Genomic DNA, 26,173 nt, shown 5'->3' on the forward strand with positions numbered 1-26,173 from the left:
ACCTCGGCTGCATGCTCGACTCCCGCAGCGTGCGCCGCTCGGCGCGCGAGATCGGCGTGGCCAGTGCGACCAGCTTTCGATGGCGCCACCGTTTCCTGGCCTTGAGCAAGGATGACCGCCCGCAGCGGCTGAGCGACATCGCCGAAGCCGATGAGATGTATGTGCTCGAATCGCACAAGGGGTCCAGACATCTCGATCGTCCGCCACGAAAGCGCGGCGGCAAGGCGACAAAGCGCGGGATCTCTAGTGAACAAGTGTGCATCCTGGTGGCGCGCGATCGCAGCGGCCAGACCATCGACGCCGTGACCGGCAAGGGCAGCGTGAGCAAGCGGCAACTGTTGCAACACCTGGGACCGCGCCTGGCGCGCGACGTGCTGCTGGTGACCGATAGCCATGCGGCCTACCCGGCATTCGCGCGGGAGGTCGGGATTTCGCATGAAGCCATCAACGCGAGCGCCGGCGAAAGAAAGCGCGGTGCGCTGCACATCCAGAACGTGAACGCCTATCACAGCCGGATGCGCGCCTGGCTGCTGCCTTTCCGCGGCGTCGCCAGCCGTTACCTGGACCACTACTTCGGCTGGCGCTGGGCGCTGGATGGGCAGCGTATTGCCAGCCCAGACGCCTTTTTGAGAGCGGCGCTGGGCAGATTCAACACTTAGCGCGAACAGCGCCTTGTTTTAAGCCGTCATTCCCGCGAAAGCGGGAATCCATGCTGAGGCACTGATCACGCGGCGTATGGATCCCCGCCTCCGCGGGGACGACGGGTTACCGGTATTCCCGATGAAAACGCGAACCCAGCCGCGTCAACACCTCATACCCGATCGTCCCCGCCTCACGCGCCACATCGTCGACCGTCTGTTGCGCACACAGCAGATCGACCTCGCAGCCGGGCGCAACGCGCGCTTCCGGAATCCCGGTCACATCCAGCGTGATGCTGTCCATCGACACGGTGCCTGCAATGGGAACGGACAGGCCATCGACGTAGGCGTGCCCGCGCCCCGACAGGAAGCGCAGCCAGCCGTCCGCGTAGCCGATCCCGATGGTGGCGATGCGGCGCGGGCCGTCGGCGACGTAGCGCGCGCCGTAGCCGACCGCGTCGCCGGCCTGCACCATGCGCGACTGCAGGATGCGGGCGCGCAGCCCGACTGCCTGGCGCAAGGGATTGTCCTTGCCCGGATGCGGGTTGATGCCGTACAGGGCCGCGCCCGGACGCGCCAGGTCGTGGTGGTAGTCCGGTCCCAGGAACACGGCCGAGGAATTCGCCAGGCTGCCCGGAATGCCCGGGAAGCGGGCGCGCAGGACGGCGAAGCGTTCGCGCTGGGCGCGGTTCATGGGATGTTCGGCGTCGTCGGCGCAGGCCAGGTGGCTCATCGCCAGCATCAGCTTGAACTCGTCCTTCCAGACCGGGTCGGCCAGCAGCCTGTCGACGTCCACCGGGGCCAACCCCATCCGCGACATGCCGGTATCGAACTGCAGCGCGGCCGGCAGGCGCTGCTGGTGCCTGCGGCAGGCGGCGCGCCAGTCGGCGATCTGGGCCGGATCGTTCAGCACCGGGATCAGGCCGTACCCGACGAATTCGGCGGTGGCGCCGGGCGGCGGTCCGTGCAGCACGTAGATCGTGCTGTCGGCCGGCACCAGCGGGCGCAGGCGCATGCCTTCCTCGAGGTGGGCGGTGAAGAACACGCGGCAGCCTTCGTCGGCCAGGGCCGGCGCCACCATGTCCATGCCGAGGCCGTAGGCATCGGCTTTCATCACGGCCGCGCAAGCGGCCTTGCCGACGGTCGCCTGCAGCAGGCGCCAGTTGGCGCGCACCGCTGCCAGGTCGACCGTCAGCACCGCCCCGGCACGGGCGGTATCTACGCTGGCGACCATCTCAGGCCTTCGCGAATTCGGTACGGGCGTCCGCCTGGCGCGAACCGGCGTAGCGGAAGATCGCCAGGTCGTCCGTATGGATGGCCGGGACCTTGCCGCTGACCAGGTCGGCGATCACGCTGGCCGAGCCGCAGGCCATGGTCCAGCCCAGGGTGCCGTGGCCGGTGTTCAGGAACAGGTTGCGCAGCGGGGTGGCGCCGACGATCGGGGTCGAATCCGGCGTCATCGGACGCAGGCCGGTCCAGAAGCTGGCCTTGGAGACGTCGCCGCCGCCCGGGAACAGGTCGCTCACGACCATCTCCAGGGTTTCGCGGCGGGCCGGGTTGAGCTGCCTGCTGTAGCCGGCGATTTCAGCCATGCCGCCCACGCGGATCCGGTTCTCAAAGCGAGTGATGGCGATCTTGTAGGTCTCGTCGAGGATGGTCGATACCGGCGCCTGGGCGGCGTCGGTGATCGGCACCGTGAGCGAGTAGCCCTTCAGCGGATACACCGGGACCCGGAAGAACTGCTTGAGCAGCAGGCGCGAATAGCTGCCCAGGGCGACGATGTAGCGGTCGGCGGTGAAGCTGCCTTTATCGGTGCGCACGGCGGTGATCTGGTCGCCCTGAGACTCGATCGCCCGGATGTCGACGCCGTATTCGAAGCGCACGCCGATCTCCGCGGCGAGGGCGGCCAGCCCGGTGGTGAACATCTGGCAGTCGCCGGTTTCGTCGTTCGGCAGGCGCAGGCCGCCGACCAGCTTGTCGCGTACCTTGTCCAGGGCCGGCTCGGCCTTCGACAGCTGCTCGCGGTCCAGCACCTCGAAGGGCACGCCGGCCTGGCGCAGCACGTCGATGTCCTTGGCGGCGCCGTCGAACTGGGCCTGGGTGCGGAACAGCTGCAGGGTCCCCTGCTGGCGGCCTTCGTAGTCGATGCCGATCTCGTTGCGCAGTGTGCGGATGCAGTCGCGGCTGTACTCGGCCAGGCGCACCATGCGCTCCTTGTTGACGGCATAGCGGTCGGCGTCGCAGTTCTTGTACATCTCCCACATCCACTGCAACTGGAACAGCGAGCCGTCCGGGCGGATCGCCAGCGGCGCGTGGCGCTGGAACAGCCACTTGAAGGCCTTCAGCGGAATGCCGGGCGCGGCCCAGGGCGAAGCGTAGCCGGGCGAGATCTGGCCGGCATTGGCGAAGCTGGTTTCCAGCGCCGCCCCCGGTTGTCGGTCGATCACGGTCACGTCGTGGCCGCTCTTCGCCAGATAATACGCAGTCGTGACGCCGACCACACCGCTTCCCAGCACGATTACTCGCATAGTGTTCTCAGAAAAAATTGATTTGGATGTTGCAGAAGATCTTGCTATCTTATATGTGATATAGCCATAATTGTTTCTATATTTAAATCCAGATTTGGTGAATCTTCATGCGCGTTCAGAAGGAGTCGAGCCGGGTCCTCGACAAGATCGACCTCCACATCCTTTCCATCCTGCAAAGCGACGGGCGGATCGTGATGAAGGACCTGGCCGAGCGGGTCGGGCTGTCGCTGACGCCCTGCATCGAACGCGTCAAGAAGATGGAGCGCGACGGCGTCATCGCCGGCTATTACGCGCGGGTCAATCCGCAGGCGATGGGCTTGCAGATCCTGGTGTTCGTCGAGATCACCCTGCTGCAGAAGTCGGAAAAAGCCTTCGAACGCTTCCGGCGGGCGATGCTGGGCATTCCGGAAGTGATGGAATGCCATCTGGTGTCGGGCGACTTCGATTACCTGATCAAGGCGCGGATTCCGGAGATGTCGGAGTACCGCCGGCTGCTGGGGGAGATCCTGCATCTGGCGGATTCGGCGCAGTCGAAGTCTTATGTGGTGATGGAGGAAGTGAAAGAAACCTTGGCGCTGTCGATTGGCGCCTGAGGTTCCGTGGTTTTTTGGAACACAAAATGATGAAACTGAGCAAGACTTAGCCTCGTACTGACACAGCGCTCCCGTTCCTCACTAAAATCATTTCCCAGGAGAATCATAACTTTTCAGGATGGGACATGAAATCGGTTCAGCAGGAAGTCGACGAGCGCAGCAACCTTACCGGCACCAATAAATTCGAGCTTTTGCTCTTCCGCCTCGGCGGCGACGAGAACGGTGCGCATAGCGAGCTGTTCGGCATCAATGTATTCAAGATCCGCGAGATCGTCGCGATGCCGGAGATCACCGCCATCGCCGGCGCGCCCAGGCACGTGCTCGGCGTGGTCAACCTGCGCGGCCAGATCATCCAGGTGCTGGACCTGCCGGGCATCGCCGGGGTCAAGCCGGTCACCGGCCTGAACATCATGCTGGTGACGGAATTCGCGCGCACCACCCAGGCCTTCGCCGTCGAGAGCGTGGAAGAGATCGTGCGCCTGGACTGGAGCCAGGTGATGTCGTCCGAGCACAGCGCCGGCAGCGGCATGGTGACCAGCATCGCCCGCCTCGAGCCGCAGGACGGCCAGCCGGCCCGCCTGGCCCAGGTGCTGGACGTCGAGACCATCCTGCGCGACCTGAACCCGCCGACCGACGACCGCCAGGTCCAGCAGGCGGTCGGCGACAAGATCGTCGTGAAGCCGGGCGCCGTGGTGCTGGCCGCCGACGATTCCGTGGTCGCGCGCGCCCTGATCGAGCAGGGCCTGGACGCGATGGGCCTGCCTTTCGTGATGACCAAGAGCGGCAAGGAGTGCTGGGAGCAGCTGAACGCGATCGCCGCCTCGGCCGAAGCGGAAGGCAAGAGCGTCTACGACAAGGTGGCCGCGGTGCTGACCGACCTCGAGATGCCGGAGATGGACGGCTTCACGCTGACCCGCCGCATCAAGAGCAGCCAGCGCTTCTCGAGCCTGCCGGTGGTGATCCACTCTTCGCTGTCGGGCACCACCAACGAGGAGCACGTGAAAAAGGTCGGCGCCGACGCCTACGTGGCGAAGTTTTCGGCCGAAGACCTGTCGCGGACCTTGCGCGCTATTCTGCGCCCCTGAGTTCCGGTATGATCCGGCAGTCGATTTGTTTCCGAACTGCCAAGTGATCACTACCAAGCCAGAAGCCGACGCACCCGCCTTGCTGGCCGCGCGCGTCCTCAATCTCGTCAACGGCGGCGTCATCGTGCTCGACGCCGGCCAGCGCATCGTGCTCTGGAACAGCTGGCTGACGCCGCGCTGCGGCCGCGCCGCCGCCCGCGTCATGGGACGCACGCTGTTCGAGGTCTTTCCCGAGCTGCGCGGCTCGAGGGTGGAGGCGGCGGTGCTGGCCGCGCTGGCCGACGATACCGCCACCGCGATCCCGCAGCTCGATAACCGCAGCCCCTTTCCCTTGCGCGCCGCGGGCAGTTTCGACGGCCCCTTGATCGAGCAGGCGGTATCGGTGTCGCCGTTCCGCGAGGAGGGCGAGACCTTCTGCCTGGTCGAGATCCGCGACGTCAGTGGGACCGTCGAGCGCGAGCGCCGCCTGCTCGACCACGCCGAATCGCTGCGCGCCCGTTCCTATGTCGACGGCCTGACCGGCATCGCCAACCGCCGTTATTTCGACGTCGCCCTCGACCGCGAGCTGCGGCGCGCCCAGCGCATCAAAGGCTCGCTGTCCCTGCTGCTGACCGACATCGATTCCTTCAAGGCCTACAACGACCACTTCGGCCACCAGGCCGGCGATACCTGCCTGGCGGCGGTGGCGCAGGCGCTGGCGGCAAAGCTGAAGCGTCCGGCCGACGTCGCCGCGCGCTACGGCGGCGAGGAGTTCGCGGCCATCCTGCCGGACACCGATGCCGCCCAGGCGCGCCAGCTGGCCGAGAACATCCGCGCATACGTCGCCTCGCTGAACCTCCAGCATGCACCCGGCGCCGTGCGTCCCTATGTCACGCTCAGCATCGGCGTGGCCAGCATGGAGCAGGGGCGACTGGACGATGCGAAGGCGCTGATCGAGGCCGCCGACAAGGCCCTGTACGCGGCCAAGCGCGGCGGCCGCGACCGCGTGGTGCTCGACGGCGAAGCTTGACGCACATACGGGTGTGACGGCGGTTTCGTATTGACGCCGCGGCGCCGGCGCGTATTGATGCAAGAAATTCATGCCGGTTTGCGGGCCATCGCCCTAGCCAGCGTGGCGGTTTTGGCGCATATTACTGGGTTTGTATCCCGGCTTTGCTGCAGATGCGCTGTCATTACAGGACGATGACGGCAGATTGCTGGCAGTAGGCCCTTGCCCGGAGTATTCCATGCTGCTTGGTCTTGTCCGCGTCGCGCTTCGACGGCCTTATACCTTCGTCGTGCTGGCGCTCACCCTGCTCATCATCGGCCCGCTGGCCGCGGTGCGCACGCCCACCGACATCTTCCCCGACATCAAGATGCCGGTGATCGCGGTGGCCTGGCAGTACACCGGCCTGCCGCCCGACCAGATGGCGGGGCGGGTATCGACCCTGTTCCAGCGCTCGTTGACGACCACCGTCAACGACATCGAGCACATCGAGGCGAATACCTATTCCGGCATCAGCGTCGTCAAGATCTTCTTCCAGCCCGGCGTCGACATCGCGGTCGCCAACGCCCAGGTGACGGCGATCTCGCAGTCGGCCTCGCGCCAGATGCCGGCCGGGATCACGCCGCCGCTGATCCTCAACTACAACGCGGCCACGGTGCCGATCCTGCAGCTGGCGCTGTCCGGCAAGGGGCTGTCGGAGCAGCAGCTGTTCGACCTCGGCCTGAACACGATCCGCACCCCGCTGGTGACGGTGCCGGGCGCCGCGATCCCGCTGCCCTACGGCGGCAAGCAGCGCCAGGTACAGGTGGACGTCAAGCCCGAAGCGCTGCAGGCGCGCGGCCTGTCGGCCCAGGACATCGCCAACGCGCTGGCGGCGCAGAACGTGCTGACGCCGGTCGGCAGCCAGAAGATCGACGCGCTCGAATACACGATCCAGCTGAACAACGCGCCGTCGGCGATCGAGGACCTGGCGCGCCTGCCGGTGAAGGTCGTGTACGGCGCCGGGATGCCGGCCGCCACCATCTACCTGGGCGACGTCGCCGACGTCCACGACGGCAATGCGCCGCAGACGAATATCGTGCACGTCGACGGCGGCCGCTCGGTGCTGATGTCGATCCTGAAAAACGGCTCCGCCTCCACCCTGGCCATCGTCGACGGCGTGCGCGCCAAGCTGGACCAGCTCAAGGCCAGCCTGCCGGACGCCCTCAAGGTGGTGCCGATCAACGACCAGTCGGTGTTCGTGCGCGCCGCGATCAAGGGCGTGGCGCTCGAAGGCGCGATTGCCGCCGCCCTCACCAGCATCATGATCCTGCTGTTCCTGGGCAGCTGGCGCTCGACCGTGATCATCGCGGTCTCGATCCCGCTGTCGATCCTGGGTTCCATCATCGCCCTGGCGGCGACCGGCGAAACGCTCAACCTGATGACGCTCGGCGGGCTGGCGCTGGCGGTCGGCATCCTGGTCGACGACGCCACCGTCACCATCGAGAACATCAACTGGCACCTGGAGCAGGGCAAGGCGGTCGAACCGGCGATCATGGACGGCGCCCAGCAGATCGTGGCGCCGGCACTGGTGTCGCTGCTGTGCATCTGCATCGTGTTCATCCCGATGTTCTTCCTCGAAGGCGTGGCGCGCTTCCTGTTCGTGCCGATGGCGAAGGCGGTGATCTTCGCACTTGTGTGCTCCTTCATCCTGTCGCGCACCCTGGTGCCGACCATGGCCAACTGGCTGCTGCGCGCCCATGACCCACGCGAAGAGCACGCGCACAAGCCGACCAATGCCTTCCAACGGTTCCAGCGCGGCTTCGAGGCGCGCTTCGAAGGCCTGCGCCACCGCTACAAAGGCATCCTGCAGCACTCGATCCGGCATCGCCGGCCCTTCCTGATCGGCTTCATCGCCGTGGTGGCGCTGTCCTTCCTGCTGGTGCCTTTCCTGGGCAGTAACTTCTTCCCCGCCGTCGATTCCGGCCAGGTGCTGATCCATGCGCGCGCGCCGATCGGCACGCGGGTCGAGGAGACCGCCAAGCGCTTTGCGAAGATCGAAGAGGCGATCCGCAAGGTCATCCCGGCCAGGGAAATCGTGACGATGGTCGACAATATCGGCAAGCCCTCGTCGAGCATCAACCTCACCTACAACAACACCGGCACGATCGGCACCCAGGACGGCGACTTCCAGATCGCGCTGGGCGAGGACCATGCCCCGACCGCGGACTACGTGCGCAAGCTGCGCGAGGTGCTGCCGCGCGAATTCCCGGACACCACCTTCTCCTTCCCGCCGGCCGACATCGTCAGCCAGATCCTGAACTTCGGCTCGCCGGCGCCGATCGACGTGCAGGTGCGCGGCCGTAACCTGGACGCCGACTTCGGCTATGCCAACCAGCTGCTGAAGCGCATCCGCGCGATCCCCGGCGTGGCCGATGCCCGCATCCAGCAGTCGAACCGCTCGCCGATGTTCAATGTCGAAGTCGACCGCACTCAGGCCCAGCTGCTCGGCCTGACCACGCGCGACGTCACCAACAGTATGGTGATCAACCTGGCCGGCTCCAGCCAGGTATCGCCCACCTACTGGCTGAACCCGGCCACCGGCGTGACCTATCCGATCGTGATGCAGACGCCCGAGGTCGAGCTGGACTCGCTGTCCGCGCTGGCCAATCTCCCGGTCGGCAACGGCTCGAACGCGAATGCCGCCACCCTCGGCGGGATCGCGCGCTTCGAACGCGGCAACGGCAATGCGCTGGTGAGCCAGTACGACGTCGCGCCGATGGTGCAGATCCACGCCACTACCCAGGACCGCGACCTCGGCGCCGTCGCCGCCGACATCCGCAAGGTGCTCGAAGAAACCAGGGCCGATGTGCCGAAGGGCGCCACGGTCGAGATGCTGGGCCAGGTGCGCACCATGGAGCGCGCGTTCTCGGGTCTGCTGTTTGGTCTTCTGGGCGCAGTCGGCCTGATCTACCTGCTCATCGTCGTCAACTTCCAGTCCTGGCTCGACCCGGCGGTGATCGTCTCGGCGCTGCCGGCGGCGCTGGCCGGCATCGTGTGGATGCTGTTCGCCACCCATACCACCCTGTCGGTGCCCGCGCTGACGGGCGCCATCATGTGCATGGGCGTGGCCACCGCCAACAGCGTGCTGGTGATCAGCTTCGCGCGCGAGAGACTGGATGAATCGGGCGACGCCGCCGCGGCCGCGCTCGAAGCCGGCTTCGTGCGCTTTCGCCCGGTCCTGATGACCGCCCTGGCCATGGTGATCGGCATGCTGCCGATGGCCCTGGGACTGGGCGAGGGCGGCGAACAGAATGCGCCACTGGGCCGCGCCGTGATCGGCGGCCTGGTGTTCTCGACCATCGCCACCCTGGTCTTTGTCCCCGTCGTTTTCAGCCTGGTCCACGGCCGCGCGCAGCGCCGCGCGGCGGATTCCAGCCTGCCACCCCAATCCGGAGTTCCTGCCCATGCAAGCTAAATCTTCTTCCAGGCGGCCGCTGGTCGTCGGCACCCTCGCGCTGGCCGTCGCCGCCGCGGTGGTGATCGGCGGCCTCGCCACCCGTCACTCCCAGGCCGAGCAGCTCAAGGAGTCCGCCGCGGAGCAGTCGGTGCCGACCGTGAGCCTGGTGTCGATGAAGGACGTCGCCGGCAGTCCGATGGAGCTGCCGGCCCGCATCGAAGCCTGGTCGCGGGCGCCGATCTATGCCCGCGTGTCCGGCTACCTGGCGCACTGGAACGTCGACATCGGCGCGCCGGTCAAGGCCGGCCAGGTGCTGGCGACGATCGAGACCCCGGACCTCGACCAGGACCTGCGCCAGGCCCAGGCCCAGCTGGCGGTGGCGCGCAGCAACCTGGCGCTGGCCGAGAGCACGGCCAGGCGCTGGCAGTCGCTGGTGGCGCAGAACGCCGTCTCCAAACAGGAAGCCGACGAAAAGCAGGGCGACTTCATCTCCAAGCAGTCGAATGTGCAGGCGCTGCAGGCCAGCGTCGACCGCCAGCAGGCGCTCAAGCGCTACACCCGGCTGGTGGCGCCTTTCGACGGCATGGTCACGGCCCGCAATACCGACGTCGGCGCCCTGGTGAATGCCGGCGCCACCGCCAGCGCCGGCAGCGAGCTGTTCGTGGTGTCCGACCTGCACCGCCTGCGTGTGTACGTGCAGGTGCCGCAGCGCCAGCTGGCCGCGATCCACCCCGGCAGCATCGCGCGCGTGAGCGTGCCGGAACGTCCGGGCAGCAGCTACCAGGCCAGGGTGGAGTCGCTGGCCCAGGCCATCAATGCCGGCTCCGGCACCATGCTGGTCCAGCTTGCGGTCGAGAATCCGAAGGGAGAGCTGCTGCCGGGCGCCTTCGCCACCGTGCGCTTCGACCAGGCCGCAATGGCCGACGACGCAGTGGCGATTCCGCCGGGAGCGCTGATCATGGGCCGCCACGGCGCCCAGGTCGCGGTGCTGGATGCCGGCAACCGCGTACGCATCCGGAAGGTGACGATCGCGCGCGATTACGGCAATGTGATCCAGCTGGGCGATGGCGTGAGCAAGGCCGACCGCATCATCGACAGCCCGCCGGACGGGCTGGCGGATGGCGACCAGGTGAAGGTGGCCGCCGCGGCCCAGCCGCGCAAAGCGGGCTGACTCGGGAACCGCCGTGGGCACCCCGTGCCCACGTCAGGTTTGTCAGCGCCTGGTGACGCGCCAGACCACGTTACCCACGTCGTCCGCGATCAGCAGGGCACCGTCCGCATCCTGCGCCATGCCGACCGGCGCGCCGAACAGCTGCTTCTCGTCGGCCGAGTGGAAGCCGGTCACGATCGACTGGGCCGGTCCGCTGGGCATGCCGTTCGTGAAGGGCACGAAGATGACCTGGTAGCCGCTCAGCGGCGTGCGATCCCAGCTGCCATGCTCGGCGACGAAGGCGCCGCCCTTGTATTGCGGGAACATATTCCCCGTGTAGAACCACAGACCCAGCGCCGCGACGTGGGAACCCAGCGCATAGTCCGGCTTGATGGCTTTCGCGACCAGGTCCGGGCGCTGTGGCTGGACGCGGCGGTCCACGTGCTGGCCGTAGTAGCTGTAGGGCCAGCCATAGAAGCCCTTTTCCTGCACCGAGGTCAGGTAGTCCGGCACCAGGTCGGCACCGATTTCGTCGCGCTCGTTCGCGATGGCCCAGAGCTTGCCGGTCTGCGGCTCCCAGCCCAGGCCCGTCGGATTGCGGATGCCCGAAGCGTAGACGCGGCTGGCGCCGGTCGCGGCGTCGACTTCCAGCACGGCGGCGCGCCGGTATTCGACTTCCAGGCCGTTTTCCGTGATGTTGCTGTTGGAACCACTGCCGACGTAGAGGTGCTTGCCATCGGGGCTGGCCAGCAGCGCCTTGGTCCAGTGGTGATTGACGGTGCTGGGCAGGTCGCCGAGTTCGACGCCAGGGTCGGACATCTTCGTTTCGCCCGGGGTGTAGCGGTACTTCATGATGTTGCCGGTGTTGGCGACATACAGGGTGTCACCGACCAGCTGGATGCCGAAGGGCGAGTGCAGCTTTTCGATATAGACGTATTTGTCCCACTCGCCGCTGCCGCCGGGTTTCCTGCGCAGCAGGGTGATGCGGTTGCCGCCCTTGCCGCCCTTGCCGGATTTGTTCTTGACCTTGCCGGCAATAACCTGTTTCGGCGTGGTCACCGCCTCCTCGCCCGGACCGTTGGCTTCCACCACCAGCACGTCGTGGTTCGGCAGCACCAGCAGCTGGCGCGGGTGCAGCAGGCCGGAGGCGATCTTCTCGATTTGCAGGCCGGCGATAACTTGCGGCTTGGCATCGCCCTTCCAGCCGACGCCGTCGGGCACCTGCATCGGCGGCACCAGGAAGTCCTGGGGTTTGGGCATGGACGGATTGCCGCCCACCTGCTGGGAGATGTTCAGCTGGGCCTTCTCGCCGCAGGCGCTCAGCGCCAGCGTCATCACGGCCGCCATGCCCAGGCTCAGCCGCCGTGCGTGTTTATGCTTGTCCATGGCTGACCTCCTTGTAGACGACGTAGTCGGCGGCCAGCACGATCCGGCCAATCACCATCGCAAGCACCGTCAGCACGGACAGCCAGACGCCGGCCGGCATCGTGGCATAGGCGTCGCGGCTGTGCACGAAGGCATTGAACAGGGCGGCGACGATCGCGACCACCTGGAGCCAGAAATTGATGGCCAGGTTAGGCGTACGGATGCGGCGCTTGCCGAACCAGGTGCGGCCGAGATTGATGAGCTGGGGAATGATGGCGAACACCAGGCCGATGCTGATGAGCCAGGCCGCGGCTTTCACCCACAGCACGGTGTAGGTATTCGAATAAAGGATGTCGAAGATGAGCGCGCCCACGAAGAAACCGAAGGGTATCGGGTCGAGTACGTCGAATATCGCCGATGTGATGCTGAATCGGGATGTGTGTGTTTCCGTTTTCATGTTGATGCCTCTCTGTATGTGAACAAATGTGTTGTGAGACTAGCATGGATATGGAACAGCACGTCGCATGACTGGAGCACTGGCGGCGCAGCAAAATTTGCATGAGCTTCCTCGAAAAGCTTCGTTGTCGATGCAATCATGCGGGCATAAGCTGGACGCATCCCGACTCATCCGAAAGCGCCCATGTCCGCCGTCCTCAAAGAAGTTTCCGACACCCGCCAGCATTTCGTCATCAAGGCCTTCGACGCCCCGCTGGGGGCCGAGGTGCTCGGCCTCGACCTGTCCCGGCCCCTGTCGAACGAGGACTTCGCGCGCCTGCACCGCGCCCACCTCGAGCACCATGTGCTGGTGTTCCGCCACCAGCACATCACGCCCGGCCAGCAGGTGGCCTTCAGCCGCCGTTTCGGTCCGCTGCAGATCCACGTGCTGCGCCAGTTCCAGCTGCCGTCGGATCCCGAAGTCCTGATCGTCTCGAACATCCGCGAGAACGGCCAGCCGATCGGCCTTGGTGATGCCGGCCACATCTGGCATTCCGACCTGTCGTACAAGGAAAAGCCGAGCCTCGGCTCGATGCTGCACGCCCAGGAACTGCCGCTCGTGGGTGGCGATACCCTGTTCGCCAACCAGCACACGGCCTGGGAGCGGCTGCCCGGGCACCTGCAGCGCGCCGTCGCGGATCTGAAGGCCGAGCACAGCTACCTGAATCGCTATGCCGACCTGCAGAAGCGCAATCCCTGGCGCCCGAACCTGACCCAGGCCCAGATCGACGAGGTCAAGCCGGTTGTGCATCCGGTCGTGCGCACCCATCCCGAGACCGGCCGCAAGGCGCTGTTCGTCAGCGAGCATTTCACGACCCGCATCGTCGGCCTGCCGGACGACGAGAGCCGCGCGCTGCTGGACGAGCTGTTCGAGCGCAGCACCCGCCCCGAGCACATCTACCGCCACCAGTGGCAGCCGCAGGACATGGTGTTCTGGGATAACCGCTCGCTGATGCACCTGGCGGCCGGCTGCCCGGACCAGCAGCGCCGCAAGCTCTACCGCACCACCATCGAAGGCGACGTCCCGTTCTGAACCATCATAAAAAGACCACCATGCGCACCCGATTCCGCACCCCGTTTCGCTACGTATCGAAGATCGCCGCCGGCCTGACCCTGTCCGCGCTGGCCCTGTCCACCGTCCTCGCCACCCCGGCCCGCGCCGAGGGCCAGTTGCGCATCGCCCAGCAGTTCGGCCTCGTCTACCTGCTGCTGAACGTGGCGGAGGACCAGAAGCTGATCGAGAAGCACGCCAGGCTGCAGGGCGTGCCGGTCAAGGTCGAGTATGTCCAGCTGTCGGGCGGGAATGCCGTCAACGATGCCCTGCTGTCCGGCTCCATCGACGTGGCCGGCGCCGGCGTCGGCCCGCTGCTGACGATCTGGGACCGCACCGCCGGCCGCCAGAACGTGCGCGGCATCGCTTCGCTCGGCAACTTTCCCTACTACCTGGTCAGCACCAACCCGAAGGTGAAGACCATCGCCGACTTCAGCGACAAGGACCGCATCGCGCTGCCGGCAGTGTCGGTGTCGGTGCAGGCGCGGCTCCTGCAGATGGCGGCGGCGAAGCGCTGGGGCACGGCGGAGTTCGCGCGCCTGGACCGCCTGACGCAATCCCTGCCGCATCCGGACGCGGCGGCCGCGCTGATCGCCGGCCAGACGGAGCTGAACAGCCACTTCGGCAATCCACCTTTCCAGGAACAGGAACTGGCCGGCAATCCGAAGGCCCACATCGTCTTGAATTCCTATGAGGTGCTGGGCGGCCCGGCGTCGTCCACGGTGCTCTACGCAACCGAAAAATGGGTGAAGGAGAACCCCAAGACCTACCGCGCCTTCATCGATGCGCTGAACGAGGCGGCCCAGCTGATCACCGCCAACCGCGAGCTGGCCGCCGACGCCTACCTGCGCGTGACCAAGGCCAGGACCGACCGCGCTTTCCTCCTGAAGGTGATCGGCAATCCGCAGATCCAGTTCAAGGTGGCGCCGCAGAATACCCTGGGCCTGGCCCGGTTCCTGCACCAGGCCGGCGCGATCAGGAAGCAGCCGGCGTCGTGGCGCGACTACTTCTTCGAGCATCCGGCGCTGGCGTCGGGCAGCTGAAGGGGAGGGCGCAGCATGAACATCTATCCTTTCCAGGCGCCGGCGCCCCTGTTGCGGGCCCAGGACCTCAGCATCGACTACACGACCGGCGGCGCCCGGGTGCGCGCCACCCACGAGGTCTGCTTCGACGTCCACGAGGGCGACCGCTTCGTGCTGCTCGGGCCTTCCGGCTGCGGCAAGTCGACCCTGCTGAAGGCCGCCGCCGGCTTCGTCCGGCCGACGTCCGGCGGCCTGCTGCTGCGCGGCCGGCGCATCGTCGGGCCCGGGCGCGACCGTATCGTCGTGTTCCAGGAATTCGACCAGCTGCCGCCGTGGAAGACGGTCAGGCAGAACGTGATGTTCCCCTTGCTGGCCGGCGGCGTGAAGCGCAAGGAGGCCGAGGCGCGCGCCCTGCACTGGATCGGGAAGGTCGGGCTGGCGCGCTTTGCCGACAGCTATCCGCACACCCTGTCGGGCGGGATGAAGGCGAGGGTGGCGATCGCGCGCGCGCTGGCGATGCAGCCCGACATCCTGCTGATGGACGAACCCTTCGCGGCGCTGGACGCGCTCACCCGCCGCCGCATGCAGGAAGAGCTGCAGGCGCTGTGGGAAGAGGCCCGCTTCACCATGCTGTTCGTCACCCATTCGATCGAGGAAGCGCTGGTGGTCGGCAACCGCATCCTGCTGCTGTCGCCGCATCCGGGCCGGGTGCGGGCCGAGATCGACAGCCACCAGTTCGGCCTGGCCAGCAGCGGCAGCGCCGAATTCCAGGCCGCGGCCCAGCGCATCCACCGCCTGCTGTTCGGCGAACAGAGCCTTGATCCGTCCCGGCCCGACGAGGACGTCACCGTGGCCGTGCCGGCCCTGGCGGTGCGCTCATGAACGCCCGCGTTGAACCGCCGGTGCGGCCGGAATACGAGCTGCCGCTGCTGCCACCGCCGCCGCTCGAGGCGGCAGCGCGGCCCGCCACGGCCCGCGAACGCCTGGGCCGGACCCTGCTGCAAGCCGGCTGGCTGCGCAAGGCCGTGCTGCTGGCCTTGCTGGCCGCGCTGTGGGAATGGGCGGCCCACGTGGCCGGCAACGACCTGCTGCTGCCGGGTTTCCTGCAGACCGCGCGCGCGTTCGTGGACGGCGTGGTGTCGGGCGAGCTGCCACGCTACGTGGGGGTGTCGCTGGGCGTGCTGCTGCAGGGCTACCTGGCCGGCGTGGCGGGTGCCTTCCTGCTGACGTCCGTGGCGATGAGCAGCCGCATCGGCCGCGACCTGCTGGAGACCCTGACCGCCATGTTCAACCCGCTGCCGGCGATCGCCTTGCTGCCGCTGGCCCTGCTCTGGTTCGGGCTGGGCAAGGGCAGCCTGGTGTTCGTGCTGGTGCACTCCGTGATGTGGCCGCTGTCGCTGAACGCCTACGCCGGCTTCCGTGCGGTGCCGCAGACCCTGCGCATGGCCGGCCGCAACTACGGCCTGGGCGGGCTCCGGATCGTCACCCAGATCCTGGTGCCGGCGGCGCTGCCGGCCATCCTGTCCGGCCTGAAGATCGGCTGGGCCTTCGCCTGGCGCACCCTGATCGCGGCCGAGCTGGTGTTCGGCACCACCTCGGGCAAGGGCGGCCTCGGCTGGTATATCTTCCAGAGCCGCAACGAGCTGTTCACCGACAAGGTGTTTGCCGGACTCGCCACCGTGATCGTGATCGGCCTGCTGTTCGAGCATATCGTGTTCGACGCGGTGGAACGCCTGACGGTCAGGCGCTGGGGCATGCAGGGCTGAATGTGTTAATTTGAAGACATCTTCTTGTCGGGGTGACGGCAAAAAGTTAAAATTGAGGAAATTGCCGTTTGCATTCTTCCTGAAGCGGCCCCTGCTTGAGGTATCCTCCGCGACATGAGCCCTTCGCCGACCAGCCAGCCCGTCAACACCATCGCCCAGCACCCGCCCGCCCTCGCCACCGAATCCGCGCTCGAACAGGCCAAGATCAGCCGCCCCTACCGCGAGCTGTTGCGCCTGTTCGAGCAGGCACCCGGCTTCGTCTGCTTCTTCCGCGGGCCGGAGCATGTGTACGAGCTGCAGAACCATGCCCATCACCGACTGGCCGGCTTCAAGGACATCATCGGCAAGCCGGTCAGGGTAGCGCTGCCGGAACTCGAGGGCCAGCAGTTCTTCGAGCTGCTCGACCAGGTGTTCGCCAGCGGCCAGGCCTTCGTCGGCACCGCGCTGCCGCTGGGCGTGATTCCCGCCGGCGGCGGCGAGGCGACCCTGCGCTACATCGACTTCGTCTACCAGCCCATCGTCGACGACGGCGGCAGCGTGGTCGGCATCTTCTCGCAGGGGAACGACGTGACCGAGCGGGTGCTGGCCGAGGAAGGCTTGCGCCGCAAGCAGGAAGAACTCGAGCGCATGGTGGAGCAGCGCACCGCGGCCCTGGCCGAGGCCCATGCCGCCCTCAAGCTGGCCAACGAGCTGCAGGGCGACAAGATGCACCTGCAGCGCCTGTTCGAACAGGCGCCCGGCTTCATCTGCGTGCTGCGTGGACCCCAGCATGTGTACGAACTGGCGAACGCCGCCTACCGCACCCTCACCGGCGGCCGCGAACTGATCGGCAAGACCATTCGCGCGGCCCTGCCGGAAGTCGTGGCCCAGGGTTTTACGGACCTGCTCGACCAGGTCTACCGGAGCGGCAAGCCCTTCATCGGCCGCGCCGTGCCGGTGGCGCTGGACAGCGGTCCGGACGGCACCAGCGCCACCCGCCACCTGGACTTCATCTACCAGCCGGTGCTGGATCCGATGGGCGCCGTGATCGGCATCTTCGTGCAGGGCAGCGACGTCACCGAGCAGAAGCTGGCGCAGGACGAGCTGGCCCGGCACCAGTTGGAACTCGAATCCCTGGTCAGCGCCCGCACCGAGGAGCTGTCGGCGGCCCAGCATGCGCTGCAGCGCTCGCAAAAGCTGGAGGCGATCGGCAAGCTGACCGGCGGCGTGGCCCACGACTTCAACAATATCCTTCAGGTGGTCGGCGGCAACCTCGAACTGCTGCAGCGCCGCCTGCCGGATGGCGAAGGCCAGCAGTTGCTGGGCTCCGCCCTGCAGGCCGTGGAGCGGGGCGGCAAGCTGTCTTCGCAGCTGCTGGCCTTTGCGCGCCGCCAGCCGCTGCAGCCGGTGGTGGTGAATCCGGGCCGCATCGTCGGCGGCATGGACGACCTGCTGCGGCGCGCGCTGGGCGAGACCATCCAGATCGAGACCGTGCGCGGCGGCGGCCTGTGGAACACGGTGGTCGACCCCAATCAGCTCGAGAACGTGATCCTCAACCTGGCGATCAATGCGCGCGACGCCATGCCGGGCGGCGGCCGCCTCACCATCGAGCTCGGCAACGCCCTGCTCGATGATTCCTACGTGGCGGCCGAGCCGGACATGACGCCCGGCCAGTACGTGATGATTGCGGTATCCGATACCGGCAGCGGCATGGAGCGCGAGGTGCTGGATCGCGCCTGCGAACCTTTCTTCACGACCAAGCCGGAAGGGGTCGGCACCGGCCTCGGCCTGTCGATGGCCTACGGCTTCGTCAAGCAGACTGGCGGCCACTTCAAGATCTACAGCGAGCCCGCTGAAGGCACCACGGTGAAGATGTACTTCCCGCGCAGCTTCGAGGCCGAGAACACGGTCACCCGCTTGACTGGCGGCCCGGTGGAAGGCGGCAGCGAAACCGTGCTGGTGGTCGAGGACGATCAGGCGGTGCAGCGCACCGTGGTCGAGATGCTGGGCAGCCTGGGCTACCGCGTGCTGAAGGCCGACAATGCCACGGCCGCGCTGTCCATCGTCAAGAGCGGCATGCCGATCGACCTGCTGTTCACCGACGTCGTCATGCCGGGCCCGCTGCGCAGCCCCGAGCTGGCGCGCCAGGCCAAGGACTTGCTGCCCGGCCTGGCGGTGCTGTTCACCTCCGGCTATACGCAGAACGCGATCGTGCACGGCGGCCGCCTGGACCCCGGTGTCGAGCTGCTGTCCAAACCCTATGGCCGCGAGCAGCTGGCGCGCAAGGTACGCCACCTGCTGGCCAACCGCAGCATCCCGGCGGCGCCGGAACCCGGCAGTACGACGCCGTCCGCGGCGCGGCGCCGCATCCTGGTGGCGGAAGACAATCCGGACCTGATGCGGACCACCTGCAGCCTGTTCGATGCCCTCGGCCACGACGTCGAGGGCGCCGGCACCTTCGGCGCGGCCACCGGCCTGCTGGAGGAAAGCCGCTTCGACCTGCTGTTCACCGACATCGACCTGGCCGGCGCGTCCGGGGTCGAGCTGGCGCGGATCGCGGTGGAGCGCCAGCCGGCGCTGCGGGTGGCGTTCGCGTCCGGCTACGGCGCGCCGGACCGCGACGAGGTCGGTTTCCCGTTCTGGATCGTTGCCAAGCCCTATCGCCTGGAAGACCTGGAGGGCGTGCTGGAGCGGCTGGGCTGAGGCCCGGCCTGGCGGCGCGGATGGTATGATGGCGGCATGACGTTTCTGAATGTTCCCTACGCGGAGAAAGACCAGGCCCGCGAACTCGGCGCACGCTGGAATCCCAGCCGCAAGCGCTGGTACGTGCCGCCCGGCGTCGCCCTCGACGCTTTCGCGCGCTGGATGCCGAAGGAGGGCGAGCCCCCTTCCGACCGCGATGCCCGCGCCGCCAAGCTGGTGACCGGCACCCGCTATATCGAGATCGACCACGCCTGCAATCCCTTCGAGCCCTGCGCCCATTGCGCGCCGCTGCTGGCGGAAAAGGGCTGGACCGCCGTGCGCGAAGACGTGCTGAAGGCGCTCAAGGCGCTGGCGCCGCGCTAGGTTTTCGCCGCGGGCGCTTCCGCCAGTGCCCTCAGCAGGGCCTCGAGGTCGACCGGCTTGACGAAATGGCGGTCGAAACCGGCCGCTTTCGACAGCACCTTGTCGTGGGCCTGGCCGTAGCCGGTCAGCGCCAGGTACACCGCACGGCGCTCGTGCGGCCTTTGTTCCGCCATCGCGCGCAGACGGCGCGCCAGCGCATAACCGTCGATGTCCGGCAGGCCGATGTCGAGGATGAAGACCTGGGGCCAGTCCTGTTCCGCCAGCGCCAGCGCGAGCTGGGGTTCGTGCGCGACCGCGACCTTGTGGCCGAGGGCGTGCAGGATCTCGGCCAGCGACTGAGCGGCATCGAGGTTGTCGTCGACGATCAGGATCGACAGGCCGGCCAGCTGCTCGGACGCTGCCGGGACGGCGTCCCGGGCCGCCGGATGGTGCCCGGACCGCGCCAGCGGCAGCACGATGCGGAAGGTGCTGCCCTGGCCGGCGCCGGCGCTGTCGGCCTCGACGCTGCCGCCGTGCAGGCCCACCAGGCTCTTCACCAGCGCCAGGCCCAGGCCCAGTCCGCCCTGGGCGCGGTCCGGCGTGCGTTCGGCCTGGGTGAACAGCTCGAACACCTGGGGCAGGAGCTCGGGCCCGATGCCGATGCCGTTGTCGCGTACCGAGATCGCCACGCTGCTGTCGCCGGTTTCCAGAGACAGCGCGATCGCGCCGCCCTGGGGCGTGTACTTGGCGGCGTTGTTGAGCAGGTTCGCCACCACCTGCACCAGGCGGATGCGGTCGCCGTCGACCCAGGCCGGGGCGGCGTCCATGGCCTGGTCGAGGCGATGGCGGCGCGCTTCGATCAGCGGGCGCGCCTGCTCGACCGCGCTGGCCACGACCGCCTTCAGGTCGACCCGTTCGTGCTGCAGCTCGACCAGGCCGCGCGTCACGCGCGAGACGTCCAGCAGGTCGTCCACCAGCCCGGTCAGGTGGCGCACCTGGCGGATGATGATCCCGCTCGACTGGCGTACCCGCTTCTCGTCGGCGGCGGCGCGCACCAGCAGCTGGGCGGCGCTGCTGATCGGCGCCAGCGGGTTGCGCAGCTCGTGCGCCAGCATCGCCAGGAATTCGTCCTTGCGGCGCGCCGCCGCCTTCAGTTCTTCCTCGTTGCGCTTCTTGTCGTGGATGTCGGCCAGGGCGCCCATCCAGCGCACGATGGCGCCGTCCTCGCCGGTGACGGGCAGGGCGCGGTTCAGCACCCAGCGCCATTCGCCGCTGTGGTGGTAGAGGCGATGCTCGACCTCGTAGGGCGTACCCGCCGCTAGGCTGAGGGCCCAGGCCTCGCGCAGGCCGGGCAGGTCGTCGGGATGGACGATCTTGCCCCAGCCATGGCCGCCCAGCTCTTCCTCCGGCATGCCGGTGAACTCGCGCCAGCGCATGTTCAGGTAGTCGTTGGTGCCGCTGGCGTCGGCCGACCAGACCAGCTGCGGGATCAGGTCGGCGATCGAACGGAAGCGGGCTTCGCTGTCCTTCATCGCGCGCTCGGCCGCGATCCGCGCCGTGATGTCGAGGTTGGCGGCCACCGCGCCGACGATCTCGTTGCGTTCGTTACGGATGGCGGCGGTGCGGATCAGGATCGTGCGCCGGGTGCCGGGTGCGCCGAAAGGTTCGATCTCGGCGATGCCGCCGCTGACATCTTCGCCGCGCAGCACGCGCGAAATCGGCCATTCGTCGGCGCGGATGCGTTGGCCGGCACGCGGATCGCCGGCCGGCCACCAGCCTTTCCACTCTTCGTAACCCTCGGTCTCGCCGGGCGCCGGATGGCTGCCCCAGATCTCGCGGTTGGTGGCGTTAGCCGCCATCAGGTCGCCGGCCGCGTCGACGTAGACGATGCCGACCGGGGCCGCGTCCAGCAGCACGTCCAGGCGGCGCCGGTTTTCCAGCTCGCGCAGCAGCGCCTTCGAGGCGACCCGCTCGCTCTCGTCGCGCGCCAGTTCGGCGTTCTTGCGTTCGGTGATGTCGACGGCGACACCGGCGAAGCGGCGCTTGCCGGTGACGAGGTCGTGGAAGACCTTGCCGCGCGCGTTGACCCAGGCATCCGGCCGCGACAGCTGCGGGATGCGGTAGTCGATGTTGTACGGTGTATCGGTGGCGATCGCGTGCTGGATCGCGGCGACCACGCGCGGGCGGTCGTCCGGATGGATCATGTCGGTGAAGCGTTCGAGCTCGGTGCCGGCGCGCGCCAGCGCCGCATCGACCTGGAACAGGCGCGCGAATTGCTCGTCGACGAAGGTGGCGCCGGTATCGAGTTCATACGCCCAGGTGCCGATATTGCCGGACGCCTCGATACACAGGGCGTAGCGTTCCTCGGCTTCCTTGTGGCGCGCCAGAGCCAGGACCTTGTCGGTGACTTCGACCACGGTGCACAGCAGGCCGCGCACCACGCCGCTGTCGTCCCGCAGGGGGCTGTAGGAGAAGGTGAACCAGGCCTGTTCCGGGTAGCCATTGCGCCCCACCGTCAGCTTGAAGTTCTCGAAGAACAGGGCCTCGCCTTCCAGTACGCGGCGCGCCAGCGGGGCCATGGTGTCCCAGACTTCGGACCACAGCCTTGGCAGCGGAGTGCCGATCGCGCCCTCGACCTTGTTGCCCAGCATGGGCGCATAGGCGTCGTTGTGGAAGACGAACAGCTCCTCGCCCCAGGCCAGGAAGGTCGGGAAGGAGGAGCCCAGCACCATGCCCAGCGACATGCGCAGCGAGGCCGGCCAGCCGTCTAGCGGTCCGAGCGGATGGGCGTTCCAGTCGCGTGCAAGGGTGCGCGCACCGGCGTTGCCGCCGTTGGCGAGGAAAGCATCGCGGTGGTTCATCGTGGGCGGATCCGGTCGGGTCAAACGAAGGATTGTACCGAAGTATTGCTGGCGCCGCCCGCACGCCTCGGCCGCGAGCCTGGAGTTGGTGATGCTTCAGGGCACGACTTGCTTCAGGAAATGCAGCGATTCGGCTTGCATCGATCTGGTGCAAATTCGTCCAGGCCGAACAGTGTGCGGTGCAGGGCGGGAATCGACTTAAGATGGCGACGCGAATCTCCGGAAAGGAAGCAGGCATGAACGAACATTTCAGGATCGAGGGCGCCGGCATCGATAGCGGGCGGCGCGAACTGCTGATCGCGGGGGCGCTGTCGGCCACCGCGGCGGCGCTGCCGGCCGGCGCCGCTGCCCAGGCGCCGGCGGTGGCGAAGGCGACCGAGGCATCGACCCCGGCGCCGGTGCTGTCCAGAGTGGCGCTGCGCGTCAACGGCCAGCGCTACGAGAAGGAAGTCGATACGCGCACCACCTTGCTCGACCTGCTGCGCGAACACCTGCAGCTGACCGGCACCAAGAAGGGCTGCGACCAGGGCCAGTGCGGCGCCTGCACCGTGATCGCCGACGGCCGACGCATCAATTCCTGCCTCAGCCTGGCGCTGATGCACGAGGGCGCCGAGATCGTCACGATCGAGGGACTGGGCAGGCCGGGCCAGCTGCATCCGCTGCAGGCGGCTTTCGTGAAGCACGACGGCTACCAGTGCGGCTATTGCACGCCCGGCCAGATCTGCTCGGCCACGGCGATGCTGGACGAGGTGAGGCAGGGCATTCCGAGCCACGTCACGGCCGACCTGGACGCCCGCCCGCTGCTTTCGCCGATGGAGATGCGCGAGCGCATGAGCGGGAATATCTGCCGCTGCGGCGCCTACTCCAACATCATCGAGGCGATTTCGGAAGTCGCCGGCGTGGGAGCCAAAGCATGAGAGCCTTCACCTACCAGCGCGTTGGCACTCCGGTGGAGGCCGCGCAGGCGGCCGCCGCGGCGCAAGGGGCGCGCTTCATCGCCGGCGGCACCAACCTGCTCGACCTGATGAAGCTGGAGATCGAGACGCCGGTCCACCTGATCGACGTGAACGGCGCCGGCATGGACCGCATCGAGCCGACCGGCGACGGCGGCCTGCGGGTCGGCGCCCTGGTGCGCAACACCGACCTGGCGGCCGATCCGCGCGTGCGGCGCGACTACGCCGTGCTGTCGCGGGCCCTGCTGGCCGGCGCCTCCCCGCAGTTGCGCAACAAGGCGACCACTGCCGGCAACCTGCTGCAGCGCACCCGCTGTCCCTATTTCTACGATACCGCCCAGCCCTGCAACAAGCGCCATCCCGGCAGCGGTTGCTCGGCGATCGGCGGCTTCAACCGCCACCACGCCATCGTCGGCACCAGCGAAGCCTGCATCGCCACCCATCCGAGCGATATGGCGGTGGCGATGCGGCTGCTGGATGCGCAGGTCGAGACGGTGCGCGCGGACGGCGCCAGGCGCGTGATCCCGATCGCCGACTTCCACCGGCTGCCGGGCGACACGCCGCACCTCGAGCACGTCCTGGCGCCGGGAGAGCTGATCACGGCGGTGACCTTGCCGAAGCCGCTGGGCGGGCGCCATTTCTACCAGAAGGTGCGCGACCGCTCCTCCTACGCTTTCGCGCTGGTATCGGTGGCGGCGGTGGTGCAGGCGGACGGCAGCGGCAGGGTGGCGCTGGGCGGCGTCGCCCACAAGCCCTGGCGCATCCCCGGCGCCGAACAGCAGCTGGCGCGCGGCGGCAGGGCGGTGGCGGAGCAGCTGCTGGCCGGCGCCCGCACCACCCAGGACAACGCATTCAAGGTGCCCCTCGTGCTGCGCACGATCGACGGGGTCCTGCTCGAAGCAAGGAGGGCATGAAGCATGAAATTCACGACGCCAGCCGGGACCAATCCGATCGACCGCCTGAAGGTGGTCGGCCGCCCGACCGACCGTATCGACGGTCCGCTGAAGACGACCGGCACCGCGCCCTATGCCTATGAACAGAACAAGGCGATTCCGGATGCCGCCTACGGCTATGTGGTGGGCGCCGGCATCGCCAAGGGCCGCATCGTGGCCATGGACCTGTCGGCGGCGAAGCGCGCCCCGGGCGTGATCGCCATCGTCACGGCAGAGAATGCCGGCAAGCTGGGCAAGGGCAAGTTCAACACCGCGGTCCTGCTGGGCGGGCCGCAGATCGAGCACTACCACCAGGCGGTGGCGCTGGTGGTGGCCGAGACCTTCGAGCAGGCGCGCGCCGCCGCCGCCCTGGTGAAGGTCGAGTATGCGAAGACCAAGGGCGAGTACGACCTGGCCAGGGCCAAGGACGGCGCCGGCCTCGCAAAGAAGGAAGACAAGCCCGAGACCCGCACCGGCGACTTCAAGGGCGCCTGGGCCGCGGCCCCGGTCAAGCTGGACGCCATCTACACCACCCCCGACCAGTCGCACGCGATGATGGAGCCGCATGCCTCGATCGCGAAATGGGAAGGCGACAAGCTGACCATCTTCACCTCGAACCAGATGGTCAACTGGGGCATGAAGGACATGGCCAGGACCCTCGGCATCGCCGAGGAGAACGTGCACCTGGTCTCGCCCTACGTGGGCGGTGGCTTCGGCGGCAAGCTGTTCCTGCGTTCCGAAGCCCTGCTGGCGGCGCTCGGCGCGAAGGCGGCGAAGCGGCCGGTGAAGGTGACCCTGCAGCGCGCCATCATGTTCAACAATACGACCCACCGGCCGGCCACCATCCAGCGCATCCGCATCGGCTGCACGCGCGAAGGGCGCATCACGGCCATCGCCCACGAGAGCTGGTCGGGCGACCTGCCGGACGGGAAGCCGGAAACCGCGGTGCAGCAGACCCGCCTGCTGTATGCGGGCCCGAACCGCTACACCGCCTTGCGCCTGGCGACCCTGGACCTGCCGGAAGCGAACGCGATGCGCGCGCCGGGCGAGGCGCCGGGCATGATGGCGCTCGAGATCGCGATCGACGAGATGGCGGAAAAGCTGAAGATGGATCCGGTGACCTTCAGGATCATCAACGACACCGGCGTCGATCCGGAAAAGCGCGAGCGCAAATTCTCGCAGCGCCGGCTGGTCGACTGCCTGCGCCAGGGCGCCGAACGCTTCGGCTGGAACAAGCGCAATCCGGTGCCGGGCCAGGTGCGCGACGGCCGCTGGCTGGTCGGCCATGGCATGGCCGCGGCCTTCCGCAACAACCTGGTGATGCGCTCGGCGGCGCGGGTGCGCCTGGAGCGCGACGGCCAGGTGACCGTGGAAACCGACATGACCGACATCGGCACCGGCAGCTACACCATCATCGCCCAGACCGCGGCCGAGATGATGGGCCTTCCGCTGGAGCAGGTGGTGGTGCGGCTGGGCGACTCGAACTACCCGGTGTCCGCCGGTTCGGGCGGGCAGTGGGGCGGCAACAGCTCGACCGCCGGCGTCTACGCGGCCTGCGTGCGCCTACGCGAGCTGGTGGCGCAGAAGCTGGGGCTGGATCCGGCCAGCGCCGAATTTGCCGACGGCATGGTGTCGGCCGGCGGAAAACGCTTCCCGCTGCGCCAGGCGGCCGAGGGCGGCGAGCTGAATGGCGAGGACAAGATGGAGTATGGTGAGCTCGACAAGAAATACCAGCAATCCACCTTCGGCGCCCACTTTGTCGAGGTCGGGGTCGACGCCGTCACCGGCGAGACGCGGGTGCGGCGCATGCTGGCCGTGTGCGCGGCCGGCCGCATCCTGAATCCGAAGTCGGCGCGCAGCCAGGTGATCGGTGCGATGACGATGGGCGTGGGCGCGGCCCTGATGGAAGAACTGGTGGTCGACCAGCGCATCGGTTGTTTCATCAACCACGACCTCGCCATGTACGAGGTGCCGGTGCATGCCGACATCCCGCACCAGGAAGTCGTCTTCCTCGACGAGACCGATCCGGTTTCCTCGCCGATGAAGGCCAAGGGCGTGGGCGAACTGGGGATCTGCGGGGTCGGCGCGGCGGTCGCCAATGCGATCTACAACGCCACCGGGGTGCGGGTACGTGATTATCCTGTCACCCTCGACAAGCTGTTGCCGAAATTGCCTTCCGTGGCGTAGCTGCAACCGGCAGAAGGGAGAATCGCGATCCTGTGATTTTTGGAGAGCTTCTTTAGGGGTAGCGGTAGTAGTATGACGAGCGTCAACCTACCGGAGCCC

General features: G+C 67.6%; 20 protein-coding genes. 15 read left to right on the plus strand and 5 right to left on the minus strand.

Annotated elements, in window-relative coordinates:
• Positions 1 to 659: IS1595 family transposase (locus AC1DOP_RS11285; RefSeq protein ID WP_477251143.1), on the plus strand; the 659-nt coding region annotated here is incomplete at its 5' end.
• 106 nt (positions 660 to 765) lie between these two features.
• Here the strand turns inward: AC1DOP_RS11285 and alr are convergent.
• Positions 766 to 1,872, minus strand: a complete 1,107-nt coding sequence (gene alr / locus AC1DOP_RS11290; RefSeq protein ID WP_477251145.1) for an alanine racemase — start codon at positions 1,870 to 1,872, stop codon at positions 766 to 768.
• Between the two features lies 1 nt (position 1,873).
• Complete coding sequence (locus tag AC1DOP_RS11295; protein WP_477251147.1) at positions 1,874 to 3,166, minus strand: D-amino acid dehydrogenase; 1,293 nt, start codon at positions 3,164 to 3,166, stop codon at positions 1,874 to 1,876.
• A gap of 107 nt (positions 3,167 to 3,273) precedes the next feature.
• On the opposite strand from AC1DOP_RS11295, the gene AC1DOP_RS11300 reads away from it, so the two are divergent.
• The 5 genes from AC1DOP_RS11300 (at position 3,274) to AC1DOP_RS11320 (ending at position 10,439) form a co-directional block, all read left to right on the plus strand.
• On the plus strand, positions 3,274 to 3,759 hold the full coding sequence (locus AC1DOP_RS11300; RefSeq protein WP_477251149.1) for a winged helix-turn-helix transcriptional regulator: 486 nt from the start codon (positions 3,274 to 3,276) through the stop codon (positions 3,757 to 3,759).
• Between the two features lie 125 nt (positions 3,760 to 3,884).
• Positions 3,885 to 4,844 carry a chemotaxis protein gene (locus AC1DOP_RS11305; RefSeq protein ID WP_477251151.1) on the plus strand — a complete coding sequence of 320 codons (960 nt, stop codon included), beginning with the start codon at positions 3,885 to 3,887 and terminating at the stop codon, positions 4,842 to 4,844.
• A gap of 43 nt (positions 4,845 to 4,887) precedes the next feature.
• Positions 4,888 to 5,853 (plus strand): diguanylate cyclase, encoded by a 966-nt coding sequence (locus tag AC1DOP_RS11310; RefSeq protein WP_442123812.1) that lies wholly within the window; start codon positions 4,888 to 4,890, stop codon positions 5,851 to 5,853.
• A gap of 220 nt (positions 5,854 to 6,073) precedes the next feature.
• Positions 6,074 to 9,286: an efflux RND transporter permease subunit gene (locus tag AC1DOP_RS11315; RefSeq protein ID WP_477251513.1), complete on the plus strand. Its 3,213-nt coding sequence runs from the start codon at positions 6,074 to 6,076 to the stop codon at positions 9,284 to 9,286.
• Positions 9,276 to 10,439, plus strand: a complete 1,164-nt coding sequence (locus tag AC1DOP_RS11320; protein WP_477251153.1) for an efflux RND transporter periplasmic adaptor subunit — start codon at positions 9,276 to 9,278, stop codon at positions 10,437 to 10,439. Before AC1DOP_RS11315 ends, AC1DOP_RS11320 begins: the two co-directional genes overlap by 11 nt.
• Positions 10,440 to 10,481: 42 nt before the next feature.
• Here AC1DOP_RS11320 and AC1DOP_RS11325 read toward each other — a convergent pair whose 3' ends face one another.
• Positions 10,482 to 11,804: a PQQ-dependent sugar dehydrogenase gene (locus AC1DOP_RS11325; RefSeq protein ID WP_442123810.1), complete on the minus strand. Its 1,323-nt coding sequence runs from the start codon at positions 11,802 to 11,804 to the stop codon at positions 10,482 to 10,484.
• Entirely contained in the window at positions 11,791 to 12,240 is a 450-nt protein-coding gene (locus tag AC1DOP_RS11330; RefSeq protein ID WP_477251155.1) for a DUF2231 domain-containing protein, read from the minus strand. Before AC1DOP_RS11330 ends, AC1DOP_RS11325 begins: the two co-directional genes overlap by 14 nt.
• A gap of 183 nt (positions 12,241 to 12,423) precedes the next feature.
• On the opposite strand from AC1DOP_RS11330, the gene AC1DOP_RS11335 reads away from it, so the two are divergent.
• The 6 genes from AC1DOP_RS11335 to AC1DOP_RS11360 all read left to right on the plus strand — a co-directional run bounded on the left by AC1DOP_RS11335 (position 12,424) and on the right by AC1DOP_RS11360 (position 19,162).
• On the plus strand, positions 12,424 to 13,311 hold the full coding sequence (locus tag AC1DOP_RS11335) for a TauD/TfdA dioxygenase family protein (protein ID WP_477251157.1): 888 nt from the start codon (positions 12,424 to 12,426) through the stop codon (positions 13,309 to 13,311).
• A gap of 20 nt (positions 13,312 to 13,331) precedes the next feature.
• Complete coding sequence (locus tag AC1DOP_RS11340) at positions 13,332 to 14,372, plus strand: ABC transporter substrate-binding protein (RefSeq protein ID WP_477251159.1); 1,041 nt, start codon at positions 13,332 to 13,334, stop codon at positions 14,370 to 14,372.
• Between the two features lie 15 nt (positions 14,373 to 14,387).
• Positions 14,388 to 15,233 carry an ABC transporter ATP-binding protein gene (locus AC1DOP_RS11345; protein WP_477251161.1) on the plus strand — a complete coding sequence of 282 codons (846 nt, stop codon included), beginning with the start codon at positions 14,388 to 14,390 and terminating at the stop codon, positions 15,231 to 15,233.
• A complete protein-coding gene (locus tag AC1DOP_RS11350) occupies positions 15,230 to 16,117 on the plus strand; it encodes an ABC transporter permease (protein ID WP_442124547.1) in 888 nt (295 codons plus the stop codon). Before AC1DOP_RS11345 ends, AC1DOP_RS11350 begins: the two co-directional genes overlap by 4 nt.
• 114 nt (positions 16,118 to 16,231) lie before the next feature.
• Positions 16,232 to 18,799: a response regulator gene (locus tag AC1DOP_RS11355; RefSeq protein ID WP_477251163.1), complete on the plus strand. Its 2,568-nt coding sequence runs from the start codon at positions 16,232 to 16,234 to the stop codon at positions 18,797 to 18,799.
• A gap of 36 nt (positions 18,800 to 18,835) precedes the next feature.
• Positions 18,836 to 19,162, plus strand: coding sequence for a DUF5710 domain-containing protein (locus AC1DOP_RS11360; protein ID WP_477251166.1), 327 nt, complete (start codon positions 18,836 to 18,838; stop codon positions 19,160 to 19,162).
• Here the strand turns inward: AC1DOP_RS11360 and AC1DOP_RS11365 are convergent.
• On the minus strand, positions 19,159 to 22,002 hold the full coding sequence (locus AC1DOP_RS11365; RefSeq protein ID WP_477251168.1) for a PAS domain-containing hybrid sensor histidine kinase/response regulator: 2,844 nt from the start codon (positions 22,000 to 22,002) through the stop codon (positions 19,159 to 19,161). The genes AC1DOP_RS11360 and AC1DOP_RS11365 overlap by 4 nt on opposite strands.
• Before the next feature lie 236 nt (positions 22,003 to 22,238).
• On the opposite strand from AC1DOP_RS11365, the gene paoA reads away from it, so the two are divergent.
• The 3 genes from paoA to paoC are packed head-to-tail and all read left to right on the plus strand — an operon-like array spanning position 22,239 to position 26,074.
• The gene (gene paoA, locus AC1DOP_RS11370; protein ID WP_477251170.1) at positions 22,239 to 22,919 is read left to right on the plus strand and encodes an aldehyde dehydrogenase iron-sulfur subunit PaoA; all 681 of its coding nucleotides are present in this window, start codon (positions 22,239 to 22,241) and stop codon (positions 22,917 to 22,919) included.
• Positions 22,916 to 23,869, plus strand: coding sequence for an FAD binding domain-containing protein (locus tag AC1DOP_RS11375; protein WP_477251172.1), 954 nt, complete (start codon positions 22,916 to 22,918; stop codon positions 23,867 to 23,869). The genes paoA and AC1DOP_RS11375 overlap by 4 nt, the downstream gene beginning before the upstream one ends.
• 3 nt (positions 23,870 to 23,872) lie before the next feature.
• Positions 23,873 to 26,074, plus strand: a complete 2,202-nt coding sequence (gene paoC, locus AC1DOP_RS11380; RefSeq protein WP_477251174.1) for an aldehyde oxidoreductase molybdenum-binding subunit PaoC — start codon at positions 23,873 to 23,875, stop codon at positions 26,072 to 26,074.
• Positions 26,075 to 26,173 lie beyond the last annotated feature (99 nt).

The organism is Massilia sp. 01N410, assembly GCF_056399665.1.

Coding starts and splice junctions, on each gene's coding strand:
- AC1DOP_RS11325 (WP_442123810.1), bottom strand. CDS start 11,804: ATGGACAAGCATAAACACGCACGGCGGCTGAGCCTGGGCATGGCGGCC.
- AC1DOP_RS11365 (WP_477251168.1), bottom strand. CDS start 22,002: ATGAACCACCGCGATGCTTTCCTCGCCAACGGCGGCAACGCCGGTGCG.
- AC1DOP_RS11345 (WP_477251161.1), top strand. CDS start 14,388: ATGAACATCTATCCTTTCCAGGCGCCGGCGCCCCTGTTGCGGGCCCAG.
- AC1DOP_RS11300 (WP_477251149.1), top strand. CDS start 3,274: ATGCGCGTTCAGAAGGAGTCGAGCCGGGTCCTCGACAAGATCGACCTC.
- paoC (WP_477251174.1), top strand. CDS start 23,873: ATGAAATTCACGACGCCAGCCGGGACCAATCCGATCGACCGCCTGAAG.
- AC1DOP_RS11375 (WP_477251172.1), top strand. CDS start 22,916: ATGAGAGCCTTCACCTACCAGCGCGTTGGCACTCCGGTGGAGGCCGCG.
- alr (WP_477251145.1), bottom strand. CDS start 1,872: ATGGTCGCCAGCGTAGATACCGCCCGTGCCGGGGCGGTGCTGACGGTC.
- AC1DOP_RS11320 (WP_477251153.1), top strand. CDS start 9,276: ATGCAAGCTAAATCTTCTTCCAGGCGGCCGCTGGTCGTCGGCACCCTC.
- AC1DOP_RS11335 (WP_477251157.1), top strand. CDS start 12,424: ATGTCCGCCGTCCTCAAAGAAGTTTCCGACACCCGCCAGCATTTCGTC.
- AC1DOP_RS11355 (WP_477251163.1), top strand. CDS start 16,232: ATGAGCCCTTCGCCGACCAGCCAGCCCGTCAACACCATCGCCCAGCAC.
- AC1DOP_RS11305 (WP_477251151.1), top strand. CDS start 3,885: ATGAAATCGGTTCAGCAGGAAGTCGACGAGCGCAGCAACCTTACCGGC.
- AC1DOP_RS11350 (WP_442124547.1), top strand. CDS start 15,230: ATGAACGCCCGCGTTGAACCGCCGGTGCGGCCGGAATACGAGCTGCCG.
- AC1DOP_RS11340 (WP_477251159.1), top strand. CDS start 13,332: ATGCGCACCCGATTCCGCACCCCGTTTCGCTACGTATCGAAGATCGCC.
- AC1DOP_RS11330 (WP_477251155.1), bottom strand. CDS start 12,240: ATGAAAACGGAAACACACACATCCCGATTCAGCATCACATCGGCGATA.
- AC1DOP_RS11295 (WP_477251147.1), bottom strand. CDS start 3,166: ATGCGAGTAATCGTGCTGGGAAGCGGTGTGGTCGGCGTCACGACTGCG.
- paoA (WP_477251170.1), top strand. CDS start 22,239: ATGAACGAACATTTCAGGATCGAGGGCGCCGGCATCGATAGCGGGCGG.
- AC1DOP_RS11360 (WP_477251166.1), top strand. CDS start 18,836: ATGACGTTTCTGAATGTTCCCTACGCGGAGAAAGACCAGGCCCGCGAA.